General features: G+C 63.3%; 16 protein-coding genes. 12 read left to right on the top strand and 4 right to left on the bottom strand.

Annotated elements, in window-relative coordinates; all coding sequences use genetic code 11:
• The first annotated feature begins 43 nt into the window (after positions 1-43).
• The 10 genes from ACSQ26_RS17360 (at position 44) to ACSQ26_RS17315 (ending at position 10,497) form a co-directional block, all read left to right on the top strand.
• Entirely contained in the window at positions 44-871 is an 828-nt protein-coding gene (locus ACSQ26_RS17360) for a uracil-DNA glycosylase (protein WP_436010951.1), read from the top strand.
• A 2-nt stretch (positions 872-873) separates the two neighbouring features.
• Positions 874-2,493 (top strand): GMC family oxidoreductase, encoded by a 1,620-nt coding sequence (locus tag ACSQ26_RS17355; RefSeq protein ID WP_436010949.1) that lies wholly within the window; start codon positions 874-876, stop codon positions 2,491-2,493.
• A gap of 10 nt (positions 2,494-2,503) precedes the next feature.
• Positions 2,504-2,824 carry an NIPSNAP family protein gene (locus ACSQ26_RS17350; protein WP_436010947.1) on the top strand — a complete coding sequence of 107 codons (321 nt, stop codon included), beginning with the start codon at positions 2,504-2,506 and terminating at the stop codon, positions 2,822-2,824.
• A gap of 96 nt (positions 2,825-2,920) precedes the next feature.
• Entirely contained in the window at positions 2,921-3,970 is a 1,050-nt protein-coding gene (locus ACSQ26_RS17345) for a BMP family ABC transporter substrate-binding protein (RefSeq protein WP_436010945.1), read from the top strand.
• A 121-nt stretch (positions 3,971-4,091) separates the two neighbouring features.
• A complete protein-coding gene (locus ACSQ26_RS17340; RefSeq protein ID WP_436010943.1) occupies positions 4,092-5,657 on the top strand; it encodes an ABC transporter ATP-binding protein in 1,566 nt (521 codons plus the stop codon).
• Positions 5,654-6,691, top strand: coding sequence for an ABC transporter permease (locus tag ACSQ26_RS17335; protein ID WP_436010941.1), 1,038 nt, complete (start codon positions 5,654-5,656; stop codon positions 6,689-6,691). The genes ACSQ26_RS17340 and ACSQ26_RS17335 overlap by 4 nt, the downstream gene beginning before the upstream one ends.
• Complete coding sequence (locus tag ACSQ26_RS17330; protein ID WP_436010939.1) at positions 6,688-7,581, top strand: ABC transporter permease; 894 nt, start codon at positions 6,688-6,690, stop codon at positions 7,579-7,581. The genes ACSQ26_RS17335 and ACSQ26_RS17330 overlap by 4 nt, the downstream gene beginning before the upstream one ends.
• A gap of 11 nt (positions 7,582-7,592) precedes the next feature.
• Entirely contained in the window at positions 7,593-8,027 is a 435-nt protein-coding gene (locus tag ACSQ26_RS17325; RefSeq protein ID WP_436010937.1) for a VOC family protein, read from the top strand.
• On the top strand, positions 8,024-8,962 hold the full coding sequence (locus tag ACSQ26_RS17320; RefSeq protein WP_436010935.1) for a nucleoside hydrolase: 939 nt from the start codon (positions 8,024-8,026) through the stop codon (positions 8,960-8,962). Before ACSQ26_RS17325 ends, ACSQ26_RS17320 begins: the two co-directional genes overlap by 4 nt.
• Positions 8,959-10,497 carry an amidohydrolase family protein gene (locus tag ACSQ26_RS17315; RefSeq protein ID WP_436010933.1) on the top strand — a complete coding sequence of 513 codons (1,539 nt, stop codon included), beginning with the start codon at positions 8,959-8,961 and terminating at the stop codon, positions 10,495-10,497. The genes ACSQ26_RS17320 and ACSQ26_RS17315 overlap by 4 nt, the downstream gene beginning before the upstream one ends.
• Positions 10,498-10,521: 24 nt before the next feature.
• Here the strand turns inward: ACSQ26_RS17315 and ACSQ26_RS17310 are convergent, their stop codons facing one another.
• The 4 genes from ACSQ26_RS17310 to ACSQ26_RS17295 all read right to left on the bottom strand — a co-directional run bounded on the left by ACSQ26_RS17310 (position 10,522) and on the right by ACSQ26_RS17295 (position 15,117).
• The gene (locus ACSQ26_RS17310; RefSeq protein ID WP_436010931.1) at positions 10,522-11,592 is read right to left on the bottom strand and encodes an alcohol dehydrogenase family protein; all 1,071 of its coding nucleotides are present in this window, start codon (positions 11,590-11,592) and stop codon (positions 10,522-10,524) included.
• Positions 11,593-11,601: 9 nt separating this feature from the next.
• Positions 11,602-12,981, bottom strand: a complete 1,380-nt coding sequence (locus ACSQ26_RS17305; RefSeq protein ID WP_436010929.1) for an aspartate aminotransferase family protein — start codon at positions 12,979-12,981, stop codon at positions 11,602-11,604.
• Positions 12,982-13,012: 31 nt separating this feature from the next.
• Positions 13,013-14,509 (bottom strand): NAD-dependent succinate-semialdehyde dehydrogenase, encoded by a 1,497-nt coding sequence (locus ACSQ26_RS17300; protein ID WP_436010927.1) that lies wholly within the window; start codon positions 14,507-14,509, stop codon positions 13,013-13,015.
• 125 nt (positions 14,510-14,634) lie between these two features.
• Positions 14,635-15,117, bottom strand: a complete 483-nt coding sequence (locus tag ACSQ26_RS17295) for an Lrp/AsnC family transcriptional regulator (protein WP_436010925.1) — start codon at positions 15,115-15,117, stop codon at positions 14,635-14,637.
• Between the two features lie 97 nt (positions 15,118-15,214).
• Here ACSQ26_RS17295 and ACSQ26_RS17290 point away from each other — a divergent pair, with 97 nt between their 5' ends.
• Both ACSQ26_RS17290 and ehuA read left to right on the top strand, forming a co-directional pair.
• On the top strand, positions 15,215-16,600 hold the full coding sequence (locus ACSQ26_RS17290; RefSeq protein WP_436010923.1) for a PLP-dependent aminotransferase family protein: 1,386 nt from the start codon (positions 15,215-15,217) through the stop codon (positions 16,598-16,600).
• A 123-nt stretch (positions 16,601-16,723) separates the two neighbouring features.
• The gene (gene ehuA, locus ACSQ26_RS17285) at positions 16,724-17,509 is read left to right on the top strand and encodes an ectoine/hydroxyectoine ABC transporter ATP-binding protein EhuA (RefSeq protein WP_436010921.1); all 786 of its coding nucleotides are present in this window, start codon (positions 16,724-16,726) and stop codon (positions 17,507-17,509) included.
• Positions 17,510-17,560: the final 51 nt, after the last annotated feature.

Here is a 17,560-nt window from a genome sequence, read left to right as displayed (position 1 = left end):
TCGCCGAAGGGAAGCCATGATGCCAATGCAATTGAGACAGGCGATGAGCGCTGTACTGGAAGGCTGGCAAGCCGACCTTCCCCAGGCGTGGCGCGATTGTCTCGGGCATGTCGAACTCGGTTTCGACGCGATGGAGCCGGCGCTGGACATGGAAATCTGGGAGCCGATCTTCCCGGTTCGGAAGGGCCGGCATTTTCCGGGCCAGCCGCCGGGCGCGCATATGCTGCGGGCGTTCGACGGTATCGAGCCGGATCAAGTGCGCTGCGTGATCCTCGGGCAGGATCCGTATCCCGAGCCGGGCTTTGCCACTGGCCGCGCCTTCGAGGCCGGCAATGTCGCCGACTGGCGCGAACTCGACAAGATGTTCTCGAAAAGCATCCGCGCCTATATGCAGCTCATCCTCGCCGCGCGGACCGGGCAGCCCGGTTATGCCGAGAGCTTCGACCGCTGGCCTGACGTGCGCGACATAATCACCGCACCGGATACAGCCTTTGAGTCTCCCTCCGCGATTGCCGACCGCTGGGTAGGGCAAGGGGTTCTACTTCTCAACGCGTCTTTGACATTGACCCGCTTCCAGGTGTCGATCGATCCGCACCAGTCGCTGGGGCATCTGCCGCTCTGGCGGCCGCTGATGATTGCAACGATCGAGGCGCTTGTTGCGCGTGACAAACCGCTGGTGATCCTCGGCTTCGGCGATGCGGCTGCGGAAGTCATCAAAGCTGCAGGCATTAGGGAAGGGCAGGCGGACCAGACAACCTGCATACTCCGCGATCATCCCGCGCGCGCCGATGCCGTGCTCGCCATGCCCAACCCGTTCGTGCTCTGCAATACCCATCTCGCGGCCATGGGCGCCGCGCCGATCGGATGGTGACCATGGCGCGCAGAAGCTACGATTTCATCATCATCGGCGCTGGCTCGGCGGGCTGCGTGCTCGCCAACCGCCTGTCGGCTGATCCGTCGCACAAGGTGCTGCTGCTGGAAGCCGGCGGGCGCGACCGCAATCCGCTCTTCCGGCTGCCGATGCTGATGGGGAAGCTTTTCCATTCCGGTCTCTACAACTGGCATTATCATACCGAGCCGGAGCCCTATCTCAACGGCCGCAAACTCTATTGGCCACGCGGCAAGGTGCTGGGCGGAACGTCGACGATCAACGGCATGATCTATGTACGCGGCAACCGCCATGACTACGATCGCTGGGCGCAGCTCGGCCTGCCGGGCTGGTCTTATGACGAGGTACTGCCGGCCTTTCGCCGCTCCGAGGGCCATATCGAACGCAACAGCGCCTTTCACAATAGTGAAGGCGAGCTGACGGTCTGCCGGGCGCGGGGTTGGAACCCGCTGATGGATGTCTTTGCCCAGGCAGGTGCGGAAGCCGGCTACCCCCTGAACGACGATTTCAACGGCGCCGATCAGGAAGGCTTTGGCCGTTTCGATTTCACCATCAAGAACGGCAAGCGCTGGTCGACGTCGTTTGCTTTCCTCAGGCCGGTGATCGATCGCCCCAACCTCACCGTGCTGACCGGCGCCGAGACCAGCCGCATCATCATCGAAGGCGGCCGGGCGGTCGGCATCGAATATGTCAGGGAAAACACGGTCGAGAAGGCCTATGCCGATCGCGACATCGTCCTCTCCGCCGGCACCGTGAATTCGCCGAAGGCGCTGCTGCTCTCCGGCATCGGCCCCGGCGCCGAGATCGCTTCCGCCGGGGTCGAGCCGATCCACGAACTGCCGGGCGTCGGCAAGAACCTGCAGGACCACGTCGATTGCGTCATGTCATGGGAATGCCGCGAGCCGATCACGCTTTACTCCGATCTCCGCGCCGACAAGCTGACAGTCTCCATGGCGCAGGGCCTACTGTTCGGCAAGGGTATTACCACGACATTTCCCTATGAAGCCGGCGCCTTCATCCGTTCGAACGATGAGTTGGTGGCACCCGATATCCAGCTCCATTTCATGCCGGCGCTCGAGAAGACCGCCAACCTGCATTTTCCCAATCCGTTCAGGAAGAGCACGGTCGAGGCCAATCACGGCTTCACGCTGCGCGTCGGGCCGGTCAATCCCGAGAGCCGTGGCGAAATCACGCTCCGATCCGCCGATCCTGCTGCCGCGCCGAAGATCCAGGCCAACTACCTCAAGACGGATTTCGATATCAGGACGATGATCTCGGGCATCCACTTGACCCGCGAGATCATCGGCCAGAAGGCGTTCGACAAATACCGTGGCAAGGAACTGGCGCCGGGACCTGATATGCTCAATGACGATGACCTGACGACGTGGTTGCGCGCCACCGCGATGACGACCTTCCACCCCGTCGGCACCTGCAAGATGGGCAACGATCCGCAGGCCGTGGTCGATGCGCGCCTGAAGGTGCACGGCATCGAGGGACTGCGCGTCGCCGATGCCTCGATCATGCCGATCATCTCCAGCGGCAATACCAATGCCCCCTCCATCATGATCGGCGAGAAATGCGCCGATTTCATCCTGAATTCCTGAGGAAACGCCGATGATACTCGAACACAGGACCTACACGTTCAAGCCCGGCACGGTGGACCTCTGGATGCGGAAATACGAGGCCGAGGGCCTGCCGGTGCAGAAGAAGCACCTCAACCGGTTCGTCGGGCTCTATGTCTCCGAGCTCGGCCACCTGCACACCACCGTGCTGATGTGGGCCTATGACAGCCTGGCCGATCGCGAGCAGCGGCGGGCTGCCATGTATGCCGATCCGGACTGGAAGAAGTTCATCTCCGAGGTCTGGGCGCTCAACGCCATCGAGAAACAGGATGTGATGATCATGAATCCGTCGCCGTGCTCGCCCGGCGTCTGAAGAAGGCCTGCGGAATCTAGGAAACTACGCATGCGGCAGCCTGGGAAGGCTGCCAACCAGGCATAAAACCAAAACCAAAGAAAAAGGGAACAGACAATGACACAAGACAAGACAGCATCATTCAAGCGCCGCGACTTCCTGCAGATCAGCGCGGGCGCAGCAGCGCTAGGCCTCACCGCCAGCCTGTTGCCTGCCCTTGCGCGCGCAGCAGGAGGGCTCGTGGCGCTCGTCCACACCCAGGCCGCCGGTGACAACGGCCCGGTCGATTCCATGATCGCCAAGCTCAAACAGCTTTCGGAGGAAAAGGGCTTCGAATACCGCGCCGTCTATGCGCAGGATCCGGCGACTTACGAGACCGTGTTCCGCACGCTCGGCGATGCCGGTGCGTCGATCATCGTCTCGACCTTTAACGAGGTCGCCGAGCCGTTCAAGGCGCTCGCATCCTCCTATCCCGACACCAAGTGGATCCAGCTCTTCGGAGACCCCTTCGAGCCGGCCATCCCGAATGTCGTGACGGTTTCTTATGACTATTATCTCGGCTGCTACCTCTCGGGCATGTTCGCGGCCAAGGTCTCGAAATCGGGCAAGATCGGCTATATCGGCGGCATTTCCATCCCGCCGCTGAATGCCGACTTCAACGCACTGAAGGCCGGCGCGCTTTCGGTCAACCCGAACGCCACGGTGACGGCCGCCTTCGCAGGCTCTTTCCAGGACCCGGCCAAGGGCCAGGAAATCGCCACCCAGATGTATAACGATGGCATCGACTACATCCAGACCGACTCCGCAGCGACCGATGGCGGTATCATCGCGGCTGCCAACGAGAAGGAAGGCCGCATGGTGAGCGGCATTTCGCCGGCGCAATATGCCCTCGGCCCGAAATCCGTCATCGCGCTGGTGGCGCTCGATTTTGGCCAGTCGCTCTACAACGAAGTCTCCAAGGCGCTCGGTTCCGAGTGGAAGGGCGGCACGCATGAGCCGACCGGCCTTGGTACCGGCGTCATCGATTTCGTGGCGTCGCCCGTCTTCGCCGAACAGGGTCCCGCCGACCTGACCGGCAAGACCAAGGACGTGTGGGCCGAGATCGAAACGGCGAAGAAGGGTATCCTTGACGGTTCGATCAAGGTTCCCTTCAATACCGCGCTGTAATTCGAACCGTTCCCCTCCTTCTGTTCAGGGAGGGGATCACGGGCAGGTTCGCGGGCGTGGCATTAGCCCTGTCTGCGGCCGCGAACCGCTCCATTTCTGTCGTTTACGGGGTTCCTGACTCATGCCGGAAACCAGCCCATCCGCCTTGACGTGCCGCGACGTGACGGTGACCTATGGCAGCGTCGTGGCGCTGTCCGGCGTCTCCGTGTCCTTCGCGCCGGGGCTGATCCACGCCGTGGTAGGCCAGAACGGCGCCGGCAAGACCACGTTCGCCCGGGTCGCTTCCGGCCTCGTGCGGCCAGCGCAAGGCGCGGTCGATATCAACGGCCGCGAGATCCGTACGGGCCATGTCAACGACAGCCGTGCGGCGGGCGTCGAGCTTGTCCACCAGAGTTTCGCACTGCCGCCATCCTTCACTGTCGCGGAGGCGATGGAATTCGGTTCGGATGGCCCCGGCGCGCTCTATTCCCGGCGGTCGCTGCTCAGGCGCTGGGCACCGCATTTGAAGAGCCTCGACGTCCAGGTCGACCTGACGCGCCGCATCCGCGACCTGCCCGTCGAAACCCAGCAGGGCATCGAGATCGCCCGAGCGCTGGTGACCGACGCGAAAGTCCTGATCCTCGATGAGCCGACGGCGGTGCTGTCACCCGCCGGCATCGAGATGCTGTTCGCCCGTGTCCGCAAGCTCAAGGAGCGCGGCGTCACGGTCATCCTCATTCTCCACAAGATCCGCGAAGTGCTGGCCATCGCCGACACGGTCACCGTGCTCCGTGGTGGTAAACTCATCGACGGTCCGCTCGCCTGCGCCGCCATCGACGCAGAACGCCTCGCGGCGCTGATCGTCGGCGAGGCGGCAAGGAACCTCGATGCCGATGATAGACTCGCACTTGTCGGTGCGCGAGCCGATGCGGGCGCGCTCGGCCATGACGCCGCTGCACCAAAAGGCAAACCCGTCCTCGAACTCTCCGGCATATCGACGCGGCCCGACAGCGAAGGTGCCGCGCTTGACGATATCGACCTCGTCATCCGGCCTGGTGAAATTCTCGGCATAGCCGGCGTCGAAGGCAACGGCCAGAAGACGCTTGTCCGTGCCATTGCCAGTCTCGCCGATCTTGGTGCCGGCCGCATCAGCCTGGCAGGACAGGATGTCGGCGGCGCATCGCTATCGGCCCGCAGAGGCCTCGGCCTGAGGATCATCCCCTTCGAGCGCAACACCGAGGGCCTGAGCCTGACAAGCTCGCTCTGGGAAAACTGGAGCGCCCGCACGCTTCTCCAGGGGCCGCTCCTGAAACTCATCCGGCCCGGCGCCATCCGCGCACTCTGCGATGGCGCGCTCAAATCCTGGAGCGTGCATTACCATTCCGCCGACCAGAAAGCCGGCTCGCTCTCCGGCGGCAACGCGCAGAAGGTCATCCTCGCCCGCGAAGTCGATCCCGAGGCGAAGGTCATCATTGCCGCACAGCCGACACGCGGCCTCGATATCGGCGCCACCGCCTTCGTCTGGCAATCCTTGCGCGCCGCCCGTGATCGCGGCTGCGCGATCCTGCTCATATCCTCCGATCTCGATGAGCTCTTCGATATCAGCGATCGGGTCGTCGTCATGCTGTCCGGCCGGATCGCCGGAGAATTCGCCGCACCCTATGACATCCAGTCGGTCGGCGCCGCCATGACGGGGGTCCGCCAATGACCGCGCGGCTGCTTTCCATCGTCCGAAGCCTGGTATTCGTGGCGCTGGCACTCGCCCTTTGCGCCGTGGTGTTCCAGATCGCGGGTTATGATTCCTACCTGATGCTGACCTCGGTCGCCGACGGCGCCTTCCTGCGGCCGGGTGCTTGGTCGCAGAGCCTGCGCTGGGCGCTGCCGCTTTTCATTACCGCCGTCGGCGTCGGCATTTCCTTCCGCGCCGGCTTCTTCAATATCGGCGCCCAGGGCCAGTTCTATGTCGGGGCGATCTTCGCCGCCTTCGCCGCGGAATGGCTGAAGGGTGCGCCTGCCGCCATCGTCATCCCGGCCTGCTTCATCGCAGGGATGACCGGCGGCGCGCTCTGGGCGCTGTGGCCCGGCCTGCTCAAGCTGCGCTCCGGCACCGATGAGGTCATCACCACGCTGATGGGCAATTTCCTCGCCTCGCTGCTGCTGATCTATGTCACTTCCGGCCCGCTCAAGGATCCCTCGGGCTCCGGGCAGCAGGCGTCAAGCCGGCCGCTTGATGCCGCCTACCGCATCTCGAATTCGCTCGGCCTGTCGCCGGCGATCATCGGCATCGCCGTCGTCGTCGGCGTCGTCATGTGGCTGCTGGTCAACCGCACCGCCTTCGGCGTGCTGGCGAGCCTCGCCGGCCGCAACGGCACCATGGTGCAATGGCAGGGCGCCAAGCTCTGGCAGCTCGGGCTCTCGAGCTTCATTATCTCGGGCGCGCTCGCCGGGCTCGCGGGGACGATCGAACTGATGGGTCCCAATGGCCGCATCGCCAGCGGCTTTCTGCCCACGCATGGCTTCACTGCGATCCTGATCGCGCTTGTCGCCAATCTCTCGGTGGTCGGCACGGCTGTCGTGGCGATCTTCTTCGGCGGTCTCGCGTCGGCCGCCCTCTACCTGCCGATCATGGCCGGCTTGCCATCGGCGGCGATCGACATCATCAACGCCGCGATCGCGCTCTTCATCACCGCGCGCTCGAAATTCGTCGATCGAATGTTGCGCATCGGAGGGCGTTCGCCATGAACGATATCATCATCGCCATCCTGCGCTCCGGCACGCCGCTCATCTATGTCACGCTTGCGGGCGTGATCGCGCAGCGGGCAGGCGTATGGAATCTCGGCCTCGAGGGGATCATGATCATCGGCGCCTGCGCGACGATCCTCGGCATCATGCTCACGGGCTCCTTCGCCGTCGCCATCCTGATCGCGATATTGTTCTGCGTGCTCGCCTCGGTGCTGCTCTGGTTCGTGATCGAGAAGCTCAAGGCCAATCCGATCATTGCCGGATTGGGATTGACCGGGCTCGGCATCGGCGGCACGGCGCTCGCCGTCCAGTCGATCTATGGCAGCCAGGCCTCGGTCAATGCGCCCTTCGGCGTGCCGAAGCTGGGGCCGATGTTCGGCGCCTATGGCGTGCTCTCGATCTTCGTGCTGCTGATGCCCTTCGTCGTGTTCGGCATGTGGGTGCTGCTGCGTCGCACCCGGTTCGGGCTCCAGTTAGCTGCCTGCGGCGAACATCCCTTCGCGGCCCGCAGCATCGGCGCCAATCCGTCGCGCATGCGGCTGGTGGCACTCGCGCTCGGCGGCGTGCTCTGCGCCATCGGCGGAGCCGAACTCGCCGGCGGCAGCCTGCAATTCTTCGCCCAGGGGATGACCTCCGGCCGTGGCTTCATGGCCTTCGCCGCCGTGATCTTCGGGGCGGCCCATCCAGTCGGCGCAACGCTCGCCGCACTTTTCTTCGCCGTAGTCGGGGCGCTCGGTATCCGCGCCCAGCTCACTTTCGGTGGCAAGGTGCCCCACGATCTCCTGCAATCTCTTCCCTACCTCGCGACGATCTTCGGCGTCTGGCTGAGCGGCAAGCTGCGCGGTGGCGCAAAGGCTGCGGCGGGCTTTGCCGAACTGCGCGATCAATGACGGATAGACCCATGAAATTTGCCCAGAAACACCCGATCCGCGACGTCTGCATCCTGGTGACCGATATCGAGGCGTCGATCCGGTTCTATACCGAGAAACTCGGCTTCGTGCTCAAGCATCGCGCGCCCGGCTTCGCCGATTTCACCGGCGCCGGCATCACGCTGGCGCTCTGGGAGCGCGACCATATCGCGAGGCATGCAGACGTTCGGGTGACGCCGGGCTCAGCCTCGGCGGTTCTGATCGCGATTCTGATCGACAGTCCCGCCACGCTGGATGCCGTCTATGAAGAACTCTCGGGCGATGGCGTCGCATTCGTCCGTCCGCCGGACAATTATCCCTGGAATGCCCGCTGCATCTATTTCCACGGCCCGGATGGCGAGACCTGGGAACTCTATGCCTGGCTCGAAGGCGGCGCACCGGGCAAACTCACCGAGGCGGCCGCATGACGCGCAAGCTGATCATACTGACCGATCCCGGCCAGGACCAGGCCGCGGCAATCCTGATGATCCTGGGCCAGCGCCAGGCCTTCGATGTGCTCGGACTTGTCGCCACGGCGGGCAACATCAATCTCGACCATACGATCATCAACTGCCTGAAACTGATGGAGCTCGCCGGCCGGCCGGATATCCCCGTCTTCGCCGGATGCCCGCAGCCGATTATCCGGCCGCTCGTCATGGCCGAGCATGTGCACGGCCCGACCGGCCTCGACGGTCCCGATCTACCGGCGCCGAAGATTAGGGCGCAGGACAAGCACGGCGTGGATTTCATCATCGACACGATCCGAGCCCACCCCGGCGAGATCACGATCTGCGCGCTGTCGCCACTCACCAATCTCGCCGTCGCGCTGCGCAAGGCGCCCGACATTGCGGCCAAGATCGTCGAGATCGTCGCCATGCTGGGCGCCTATTTCGAGGTCGGCAACATCACGCCATCAGCTGAGTTCAATTGCTATGTTGATCCGGAAGCCGCCGACATCGTGCTCAAAGCCGGCATCAGGACGACGCTGCTGCCGCTCGATGTCACCCACCAGATGCGCTCGACGCCGGAACGGCTTCAGGCGATGCGGGCACTCGGAAATCGCTGCGGTATCGCCACGGCGGAGATGCTGGAATTCTCCGAAGCCTTCGACCTCAAGAAATATGGCTGGGACGGCGCGCCGCTGCATGGACCCTGCGTGCCCGCTTTCATGCTGGCGCCCGAAATCTTCTCGGGCCGGCAGATCAACGTCTCGATCGAACTCAACGGCACGCTGACATCGGGCATGACCGTGGCTGACTGGTGGCAGATCACCGACCGGCCGCGCAACGTCTTCTATGTCAGGGATGGCGACCCGGTCGCCTATTACGACCTGCTGACGAATTCCCTGAGGGCATTGCCATGAGCCAGATACTGATCACGGGCGCCACGATCCTGGCGATGGACGCGGAGCACGGCACCACGACGTTTCAGGGCGACATCCTCATCGACGGGCGGACAATCAAGGCCATCGGCACCGGCCTGTCCGCCGATCCTGGCGCGGAGATCATCGATGCGCGCGGCAAGCTGGTCATGCCGGGGCTCGTCAATTCTCACACGCATTCGAGCGAGACCTTCTTTCGCGGCCGCTACCAGGGCATGCCGCTCGAGATCTGGCTGCTCTATGCCTATCCGCTGCTGATGAACGGGGCGATCGACAAGCGGCTGCTCTATCTCCGCAGCCTGCTGCTGGCGATGGAATCGCTGCGCAACGGCGTCACCACATTCTGCGACGATTTCTTCGACCCGCCGGCGCATGACCTCGACCGGCTCGGGCTGGTCTTCCAGGCCTATGAGGATGCCGGCATTCGCGCCAACATATCGAGCGCCGTGATGAACATCCACACGCTCGATGCGCTGCCCTATGCCCGCGAGGTGATGCCCAAGGAGCTTCAGGACAAGCTCGATTTCGGCCCGCCGATAACGGCAGGCGCCTATATCGACTATTGCAAATCGGTCTTCGATTCACTGCACGGCCGGGCCGGGCGGCTCAATTTCATGATCGCACCCTCGGCACCGCAGCGCTGCACGCGCGAACTGCTGCTCGCCTGCCACGATCTCGCGCGAGACCGGCAGGTGCCGTTCCACACCCATGTGCTGGAAACCAAGCTGCAAGCCGTCACCGGCCATGAACTCTACGGCAAGAGCCTGATCGCCTATATGCACGAGATCGGCGTCCTCAGCCGCAACGCCACGATCGCCCATTCCGTCTGGGTCAGCGACGACGACATGGCGAAGATGGGCGAGGCGGGTGTCTCGATCGCGCACAATGCGGTCTCCAACCAGAAGCTCGGCGCCGGCATTGCCCCGATCCGCCGGCTGCTCGATGCCGGCGTGACGATCGGGCTCGGCACCGATGGCGTCTGCTCCAACGACACGTCACGCATTTTCGACGTCATGCGGGTGGCCGGCTTGATCCACAGCGTCTCCGGCCCCGACTACGGCCAATGGGTGCGCGCCGACGAGATTCTGCGGATGGCGACGATCGGCGGCGCGCGCACGGCGATGCTGGAAAACGTGGCCGGCTCGCTGGAGGTGGGCAAATCAGCCGATCTCCTGATCCTCGATCTCGACAGCTACAGTTTCATGCCGTGCAACGACATCGACAAACACCTGGTCTTTTCGGAGAACGGCTCGTCGATCGAACTGGTCATGGTCGACGGCCGCATCGTGATGAAAGACGGCCGGCTGACGACCGTCGACGAGGCGGCGATCTTTGCCGAGATCCGTGAACTGGTGCCGGCCCATCTCGCTGAGCACGCCGAACTCGAAAAGCGCAATGCCGTATTCGAACCCGTCATGGCGGAAATCCACCGTCGTGCTTCGCTTCAGGATATCGGGCTCAATCGCTATCAGGGCGACACGGTCGCTGGAGCCGGCGCGAACCGGCACTGGCCCTGATGCAGGCTCGGCGCCTGATTCCGCTCAATCCGGCACGACCACCAGCTTGCCGATGAAATTCTTGGCCATGAAATCCTTCTGGGCGCGATGAAAATCCGATAGCGGATACACTCCGCCGACGAGCGGCCGGATCTTCTTCTCCTCGATATAGCGCACCAGCCGGCGGAAGTCGCCGCGCGTCCCCTGGCTGGAACCGTGAAGTTCCAACTGCTTGAGATACATGGTGCGAAGATCGAGCTGCACGACAGGCCCGCCGATCGCGCCGGCCGTCGTGTAGCGTCCCTCGGGCCGCAGGATCTTCAGGAGATCGTTGAACATCGGTCCCGCGACCAGGTCGGCCACGACATCGATCTCGGCGCCACCGGTCGCCCGTCGAACCTCTTCGACCAGATCGCCTTCGCCGCGTATGACCACAGCTTCGGCGCCGATGTCCAGAACCGCCTGCTCCTTCCCTTTGCCTGCGATGGCAAAGGGAATGGCGCCGCGTGCGCGGGCAAGCTGGATGATCGCCGAGCCCACGCCGCCGGATGCTCCGGTGACCAGCACACGCTCACCCGCCGCCAGCCGCGCGCGTTCGATCATTCGCTCTCCGGTCAGGTATGCGCAGCAGAAGGTGGCGAGTTCAATGTCGCTGAGATCGGTATTCACGACATGGGCGTTCTCGGCCGGTAGCGCCATGTATTCGGCATAGCCGCCGTCGCGGCCATGGCCCATGTAATCGATGTCGGCAAGGCTATCGTCGTCGCGATTGTAGATCGAAAAATCCACCATCACGCGCTCGCCGATGCGATTCTCCTCCACGCCTTCGCCCACGGCTACCACGTGGCCGACCGTATCGGTGCCCTGGATGCGTGGGAAGCTCAGCGTGTTACCCTGCCGCCGCCACGTCGAGACGGCGGCGGGATCATCCTCCGTGCCATAGGCGCCCTGGCGCACCCAGACATCCGTGTTGTTCATGCCGCAGGCGGTGACCTTGATCAGAACCTCGCCGGCGGCCGGTTGGGGCACGGGCGCCGCGCGGTTGTAGACCAGCTTGTCGAGCCCGCCGTGGCCAACGAGTTGCACGGCGGCCATAGTCTTCGGAACAGAATGCATCGACACACCTCAGCGAGAACCAAGTACGCTTTCGACCGCCTCGGTCGCGGCTTTGACCACGATGTCGGCCTCGTCGCCGGTCAGGCAGAGCGGCGGCGCGAAGCCCAGGATGTCACCCTGCGGCATCGCGCGGCCGATCACGCCGCGTTCCAGCAGCGCTGCCGACACTTGCGGGCCGATCTTCCTCGAGGCATCGAAGAACTTGCGATCGGTCTTGTCCTCGACGAATTCGACGGCCGCCATCAGGCCATCGCCGCGCACTTCGCCGACGTGGCTGTGGCCACCAAGCGCTTCGGTCAATTGCTGGCGGAAATAGGCGCCGGTCGATCCGGCATTTTCCACCAGGCCCAATTCGTCGATCAGTTCGAGATTGGCGACGCCCGCGGCAGCGCAGATCGGATGCGAGGAATAGGTCCAGCCATGGCCGATAGCGCCGAGTTCGTCGGAACCCTGCACCAGCACCTGCCACATCTTGTCGGATACGATCGTGCCGGAGAGCGGCGCATAGGCCGAGGTGAGGCCCTTGGCGATGGTGATCAGATCGGGCTTCATGCCGTAGTGATCGGACCCGAACATCGTGCCGAGGCGGCCGAAGCCGGTTACAACTTCGTCGGCCACAAGCAGGATGTCATACTTTTCCAGCACCGCGCCGATCTTCTGCCAATAGGTCTTCGGCGGCGGCACGATGCCGCCGGTGCCGAGGATCGGCTCGCCGATGAAGGCCGCGATCGTATCCGGACCCTCTTCGAGGATCATTTCTTCGAGCTTCTGGGCGCAATAATCCGCGAACTGCTCCTCGCTCATCGAGAGATCCGGCCGACGGAAGTAATAGGGCGCTTCTGTGTGCAGGATCGGCGCGCGCGGCAGGTCGAAGGCATTGTGGAACAGGTGCAGGCCGGTCAGCGAACCGGTCATCACGCCCGAGCCGTGATAGCCGCGCCAGCGCGAGATGATCTTCTTCTTCTCCGGCCGGCCGAGGACGTTGTTGTAGTACCAGATCAGCTTGATGTTGGTCTCGTTCGCGTCGGATCCCGACAGGCCGAAATAGACGCGGCTCATGCCCTGCGGCGCCCGGTCGATGATCATCTTGGAGAGCGTGATCGACACCTCCGTCCCATGCCCGACATAGGCGTGGTAGTAGGCGAGGTCTTTTGCCTGTTCGGCGATCGCATCGGCGATCTTCTGCCGACCGTAGCCAACATTGACGCAATAGAGGCCGGCAAAGGCGTCGAGGCTCTTCCTACCATCGACGTCGGTAATGTAGACGCCTTCGCCGCCCGCCATCACGCGGGTCGGGGTCTCCCCGCGCGCATGCATGCCCATATGGGTCGAGGGATGGAAGAAGTGGTCCCGATCCCAGGCGTTGAGTTCGTTGTTGCGGTCGAGCATGGGAAAATTCCTTTTCAGTGGCGTCTGATGTTCAGGCGGCAGTGTCGATGCAGATATATTTGAGTTCGGTGAAGGCCTCCATGCCGTGGCGCGAGCCTTCGCGACCGAGGCCGGATTGCTTCCAGCCGCCGAAGGGGATCGGCCCGCCGGTGATCTTCACCCGGTTGATGGCGACCATACCATAGTCGAGCGCCCGGCCGAGGCGCATCTGTCGGGCACCATTCTCGGTCACGACATAGGCGACGAGGCCATATTCGGTGTCGTTGGCGCGGGCGATGACCTCGTCCTCGCTGTCGAAGGTGGTGATCGCGGCGACCGGCCCGAAGGTTTCTTCACGCATGATCAAGGCATTGTCCGACACATCGGTCAGCAATGTCGGCTGGTAGAAGAGCGGCCCGGCGGCGTGTCGTTTGCCGCCAGTCACCAACCTTGCGCCATGGGCGACGGCGTCGGCAACCTGCTCCTCGACCTTGACCACGCCGCGCTCATGCATCAGCGGGCCGATCTCGATGCCGGGTTCAAGGCCGGGACCTATCTTCAACGCAGCGACGCGCTTGGCCAGCCGCGCGGTGTATGCCTCGATGATGCCGCGCTGGACATAGATCCGGTTGGCGGCAAGGCAATCCTGGCCCGATGTCGCGAACTTCGCATCGATCGTGATCTGCACCGCGCGATCCACATCGGCATCATCGAATATGATCAGTGGGGCATGGCCGCCGAGTTCCATCACCAGCCGCTTCATCGTCGCTGCACTCTGTTCGGCGATCAGCTTGCCGATCTGGGTCGAGCCGGTGAAGCTCATCGCCCGGACGCGGCTGTCGCGGCACATCTGGCCGACGATGGTTGCGGCATCGCCCGTCAGCACATTGAACACGCCGGCCGGCATGCCCGCCCGCTCTGCCAGTTCAGCCAGCGCCAGCGCCGAAAGCGGCGTCTCGGATGAGGGATGCGCGACAACGGTGCAGCCGGCGGCCAGTGCCGCCGCCGCCTTGCGGGTCAGCATCGCGGAGGGAAAATTCCACGGTGTGACGAGCCCGGCGACACCGATCGCCTGCCGGCGCACCATCATTTCGGCGCCGGGCAGGTGGCTGGTGACGCTCTCGGCATTCAGCCGTTTACCTTCCTCCGCATACCATTCGACGAAGGACGCAGCGTAATCGATCTCGCCGCGCGATTCATCGAGACGCTTGCCCTGCTCGAGCGTCATGATCAGTGCCAGATCCTCGCGATGTTCGAGCATCAGGTCGTACCATTTGCGAAGGATTTTCGCCCGCTCCTGCGGCAGCAGGCCCTGCCATTTCGGAAAGGCGCGGCTCGCGGCGTCGATCGCCGTGGTCACCTGACCGGCATCGACAGCCGCGACCCAGGCCAGCGACCTGCCAGTGGCGGGATCGGTAACCTCGAAGCTCTTGCCGTTATTGCCCGCGACCCAGCGACCATCGGCATAGGCCAGGTTGCGCAGCAAGTGACGGTCCTTGAGGCTCGCCAGAGCATCATGAAAATCGGCGCGCGCGAAAATGGCTGTCAACTCCGGTCTCCTTCTCGTCTGTTGGAGCGGAGTCTAGCGGCGCGCTTCGGAGAATGTGACTGTTCTGCGCCGCGCTGGTAGAGAGTCTCTCTATTTCGCGACACGAGCGGAGAGAGAATCTCCGCTCACTCCTGGCCGGGCAGAAGTTCGGATAGCGGCTGGGCGGTTTCCTCCTTGATCGTCTTGGTGACGATGTAGGTGAAGTAGCGCTCGATGCCGATCTCGCGATCCAGCAGCCCATCGACCAGCCGCTGATAGGCGTCGATATCCGCCGCCATGATCTTCAGCACATAGTCCACCCCGCCGCCGACCGACCAGCAGGCGACGATTTCGGGAATAGCCGCGATCGCGCGCTCGAAGCGGTCGAAATCCGCCTGGCGGTGGTTGGCCAGCGTCACCTCCATCAATACGGTGGCGACCGGCGCGACTTTCCGGAGGTTGAGATGTGCATGATAGCCACTGACAATGCCGGCCTTTTCAAGCTTCTGCAGCCGCATCCAGCAGGGTGTCGGCGATAGTCCGGCCTTCTCCGCGAGCGCGAGCTTGGTGATGCGGCCATCGCGCTGGATGGCATCCAGGATACGCAGGTCGATGGCATCGAGTTTCATGGGCAGTCTCGCATGGATTCATGACAAATTGTGAAATGGGACATTGGTGGAGTAAATTTCGGTTGTCAATTGTACTGGTTTTGATAGCTGTATAATCATGACAAATTGGCAGCCCGATCCGACCCTCCTTCGCCGCCCGGCCTATCTCTCGCTCGCCGAGCAGATCGCGCGCGCCATCCAGGACGGCGCGCTTCCGAGCGGAACGCGCCTTCCGCCGCACCGGACGATGGCCGATAGCCTGCAACTCTCCGTTCAGACGGTCAGCCGCGCTTATGACGACCTGATCCGCCGCGGGCTGATATCGGGCGAGATCGGCCGCGGCACCTTCGTCCAGACATTGCGCAAGGAGCCCGAGCCGCCCTATCTGCCGGAACGGCTTGGCGAACTCATCGATCTCTCGATCCTGAAACCGGCCTGCGATCAGTATCATCTCGAAAAGATGCGGGAGGCCTTCGGCTGGCTGGCTGAGAACCTGCCGGCGAGTTCGGCGCTGTCTTTCCGCCCCAATGTCGTCTTCCCCCGGCACCGCGTTGCGGCCGTCGAATGGCTCGCGCGCTGCGGCCTCGACGTGTCCCCGCTCAATGTCAGCGTCACCAACGGCGCGACTTCGGGCATGACCACGGCACTGATGAGCGTTGCTCCGCCGGGCTCCACGGTGGTGGTCGAGGCGATCAGCCATCACACACTGGTGCCGCTCTCAACTTATCTCGGGCTCCATCTCGAAGGCGTCTCGATCGATGAACAGGGTATGCTGCCCGACGCACTGGAGGCAGCCTGCCGGAAAGGCAATGTCCGCGCTGTCTTCCTGCAGCCGACCGTGATCAATCCGATGGCGGTGATGATGGGCGCGGAGCGCCGCGAGGCGTTGGCCGAAGTCGCCCGCCGGCACGATCTTGCGATCATCGAAAACGACATCCTCGGCCCGTTGGTCGAAAATCGGCCGCCGCCCATGGCCGCAATCGCGCCGGAGCGGACGCTCTACATCACCAGCTTCACCAAGATCACGGTGCCCGGCCTGCGCATCGGTTATCTCGCGGCACCCGATCGCTATGTCGCCGCTGTCGCCAACCGGCATCTGGTTTCTAACTGGATGGCGACGCCATCGATCGCCGAGATCGCCACCAAATGGGTGATCGACGGCACGGCGATGGAACTGGTGGGTTGGCAACGTCGGGCGCTCGCGGTCCGGCATGCCATTGCTGCAGAGACTCTCGCCGGGCTCGATTACCGCGATCATCCCCAGAGCCTGCATGTCTGGCTGCCGCTGACCGGCGCGCATACCGAAGAAGGCTTCGTGTCCCAGGCGCGGCTCCGGGGCGTGGCGATCGCGCCGGGCAGTTCCTTCCGCACCAGTGGCGAGACCTGGCATCCCGCCGTGCGCATCTCGCTCGGCTCGACGACCGAGGTGGAACTGAAGACCGGATTGGGGATTGTAGCTTCGTTGAGCGTTGCCGACCCTGAAGCCCTGCTGCTCGCTATTTGAGGCGATATGTCCTCATTTTGCGCAGTTTCAGAAAAATTGTCATGATATTATTTTGTTAATTGACATGATTTCGGATCAGGATAATCGTTAAGGCATCGCTTGTCTCAACAGGGAGAGACATGAATGCCAGAGCCCATCATCCGCATCGACAATATCGTCAAACGCTACGGTCCCTTGACCGTGCTCGACGGCCTGTCGATTGACGTGATGCCCGGCGAGAAGCTCGCGCTGATCGGTCCGTCCGGCTCGGGCAAGACCACGATCCTGCGCATCCTCATGACGCTGGAGAGCATTTCCGGCGGCCATATCGAAGTCGAGGGAGAACAGCTCTACCACATGCCGAAGGGCGGCCAGCTTGTGCCGGCCGATGAGCGGCACCTGCAGAAGATGCGGTCGAAGATCGGCATGGTCTTCCAGCACTTCAATCTCTTTCCGCACAAGACCGTGCTCGACAACGTCACGCTCGCGCCGATCTTGACCAAGGGCGTTGCGCGGCCCGCGGCTGAAAAGCGGGCGATGGAATTGCTCGACATGGTTGGCATGGCCGACAAGGCCAAGCACGTGCCGGCGCAACTCTCCGGCGGCCAGAAGCAGCGGGCGGCGATTGCCCGCGCCCTGGCGCTTTCCCCGCGTATCATGCTGTTCGACGAGGTGACCTCGGCGCTCGACCCTGAGCTGGTCGAGGAAGTGCTCAATGTCATGAAGAAGCTGGCCGCCGAAACCGACATGACCATGCTTCTCGTTACCCATGAAATGGGCTTCGCCCACGATTTCGCCGACCGGATCCTGTTCTTCGATCGCGGCAAGATCGTCGAGGAAGGCAAGCCGGACGAGATTTTCAGAAATCCCAAACAGGAACGAACGCAAACCTTCCTGCGCAAGATCATAGCGGCAGGGCACCGCGTCTGAGCGCTTTTTTCGCGCGCAGTCATTGCTCCAAGAAACAACAGGTTAAATCCT

This window comes from Rhizobium sp. LjRoot254 (assembly GCF_964254105.1).
Classification (GTDB): domain Bacteria; phylum Pseudomonadota; class Alphaproteobacteria; order Rhizobiales; family Rhizobiaceae; genus Rhizobium_E.
Note: the sequence above shows the minus strand (reverse complement) of the source record. Positions and strands in the feature narration are given on the sequence as shown.

Excerpts from the sequence above, each read along its gene's own strand:
- ACSQ26_RS17330 (WP_436010939.1), top strand. The coding sequence starts at position 6,688 with ATGAACGATATCATCATCGCCATCCTGCGCTCCGGCACGCCGCTCATC.
- ehuA (WP_436010921.1), top strand. The coding sequence starts at position 16,724 with ATGCCAGAGCCCATCATCCGCATCGACAATATCGTCAAACGCTACGGT.
- ACSQ26_RS17355 (WP_436010949.1), top strand. The coding sequence starts at position 874 with ATGGCGCGCAGAAGCTACGATTTCATCATCATCGGCGCTGGCTCGGCG.
- ACSQ26_RS17335 (WP_436010941.1), top strand. The coding sequence starts at position 5,654 with ATGACCGCGCGGCTGCTTTCCATCGTCCGAAGCCTGGTATTCGTGGCG.
- ACSQ26_RS17360 (WP_436010951.1), top strand. The coding sequence starts at position 44 with ATGAGCGCTGTACTGGAAGGCTGGCAAGCCGACCTTCCCCAGGCGTGG.
- ACSQ26_RS17320 (WP_436010935.1), top strand. The coding sequence starts at position 8,024 with ATGACGCGCAAGCTGATCATACTGACCGATCCCGGCCAGGACCAGGCC.
- ACSQ26_RS17345 (WP_436010945.1), top strand. The coding sequence starts at position 2,921 with ATGACACAAGACAAGACAGCATCATTCAAGCGCCGCGACTTCCTGCAG.
- ACSQ26_RS17295 (WP_436010925.1), bottom strand. The coding sequence starts at position 15,117 with ATGAAACTCGATGCCATCGACCTGCGTATCCTGGATGCCATCCAGCGC.
- ACSQ26_RS17305 (WP_436010929.1), bottom strand. The coding sequence starts at position 12,981 with ATGCTCGACCGCAACAACGAACTCAACGCCTGGGATCGGGACCACTTC.
- ACSQ26_RS17290 (WP_436010923.1), top strand. The coding sequence starts at position 15,215 with ATGACAAATTGGCAGCCCGATCCGACCCTCCTTCGCCGCCCGGCCTAT.
- ACSQ26_RS17340 (WP_436010943.1), top strand. The coding sequence starts at position 4,092 with ATGCCGGAAACCAGCCCATCCGCCTTGACGTGCCGCGACGTGACGGTG.
- ACSQ26_RS17325 (WP_436010937.1), top strand. The coding sequence starts at position 7,593 with ATGAAATTTGCCCAGAAACACCCGATCCGCGACGTCTGCATCCTGGTG.
- ACSQ26_RS17310 (WP_436010931.1), bottom strand. The coding sequence starts at position 11,592 with ATGCATTCTGTTCCGAAGACTATGGCCGCCGTGCAACTCGTTGGCCAC.
- ACSQ26_RS17350 (WP_436010947.1), top strand. The coding sequence starts at position 2,504 with ATGATACTCGAACACAGGACCTACACGTTCAAGCCCGGCACGGTGGAC.
- ACSQ26_RS17315 (WP_436010933.1), top strand. The coding sequence starts at position 8,959 with ATGAGCCAGATACTGATCACGGGCGCCACGATCCTGGCGATGGACGCG.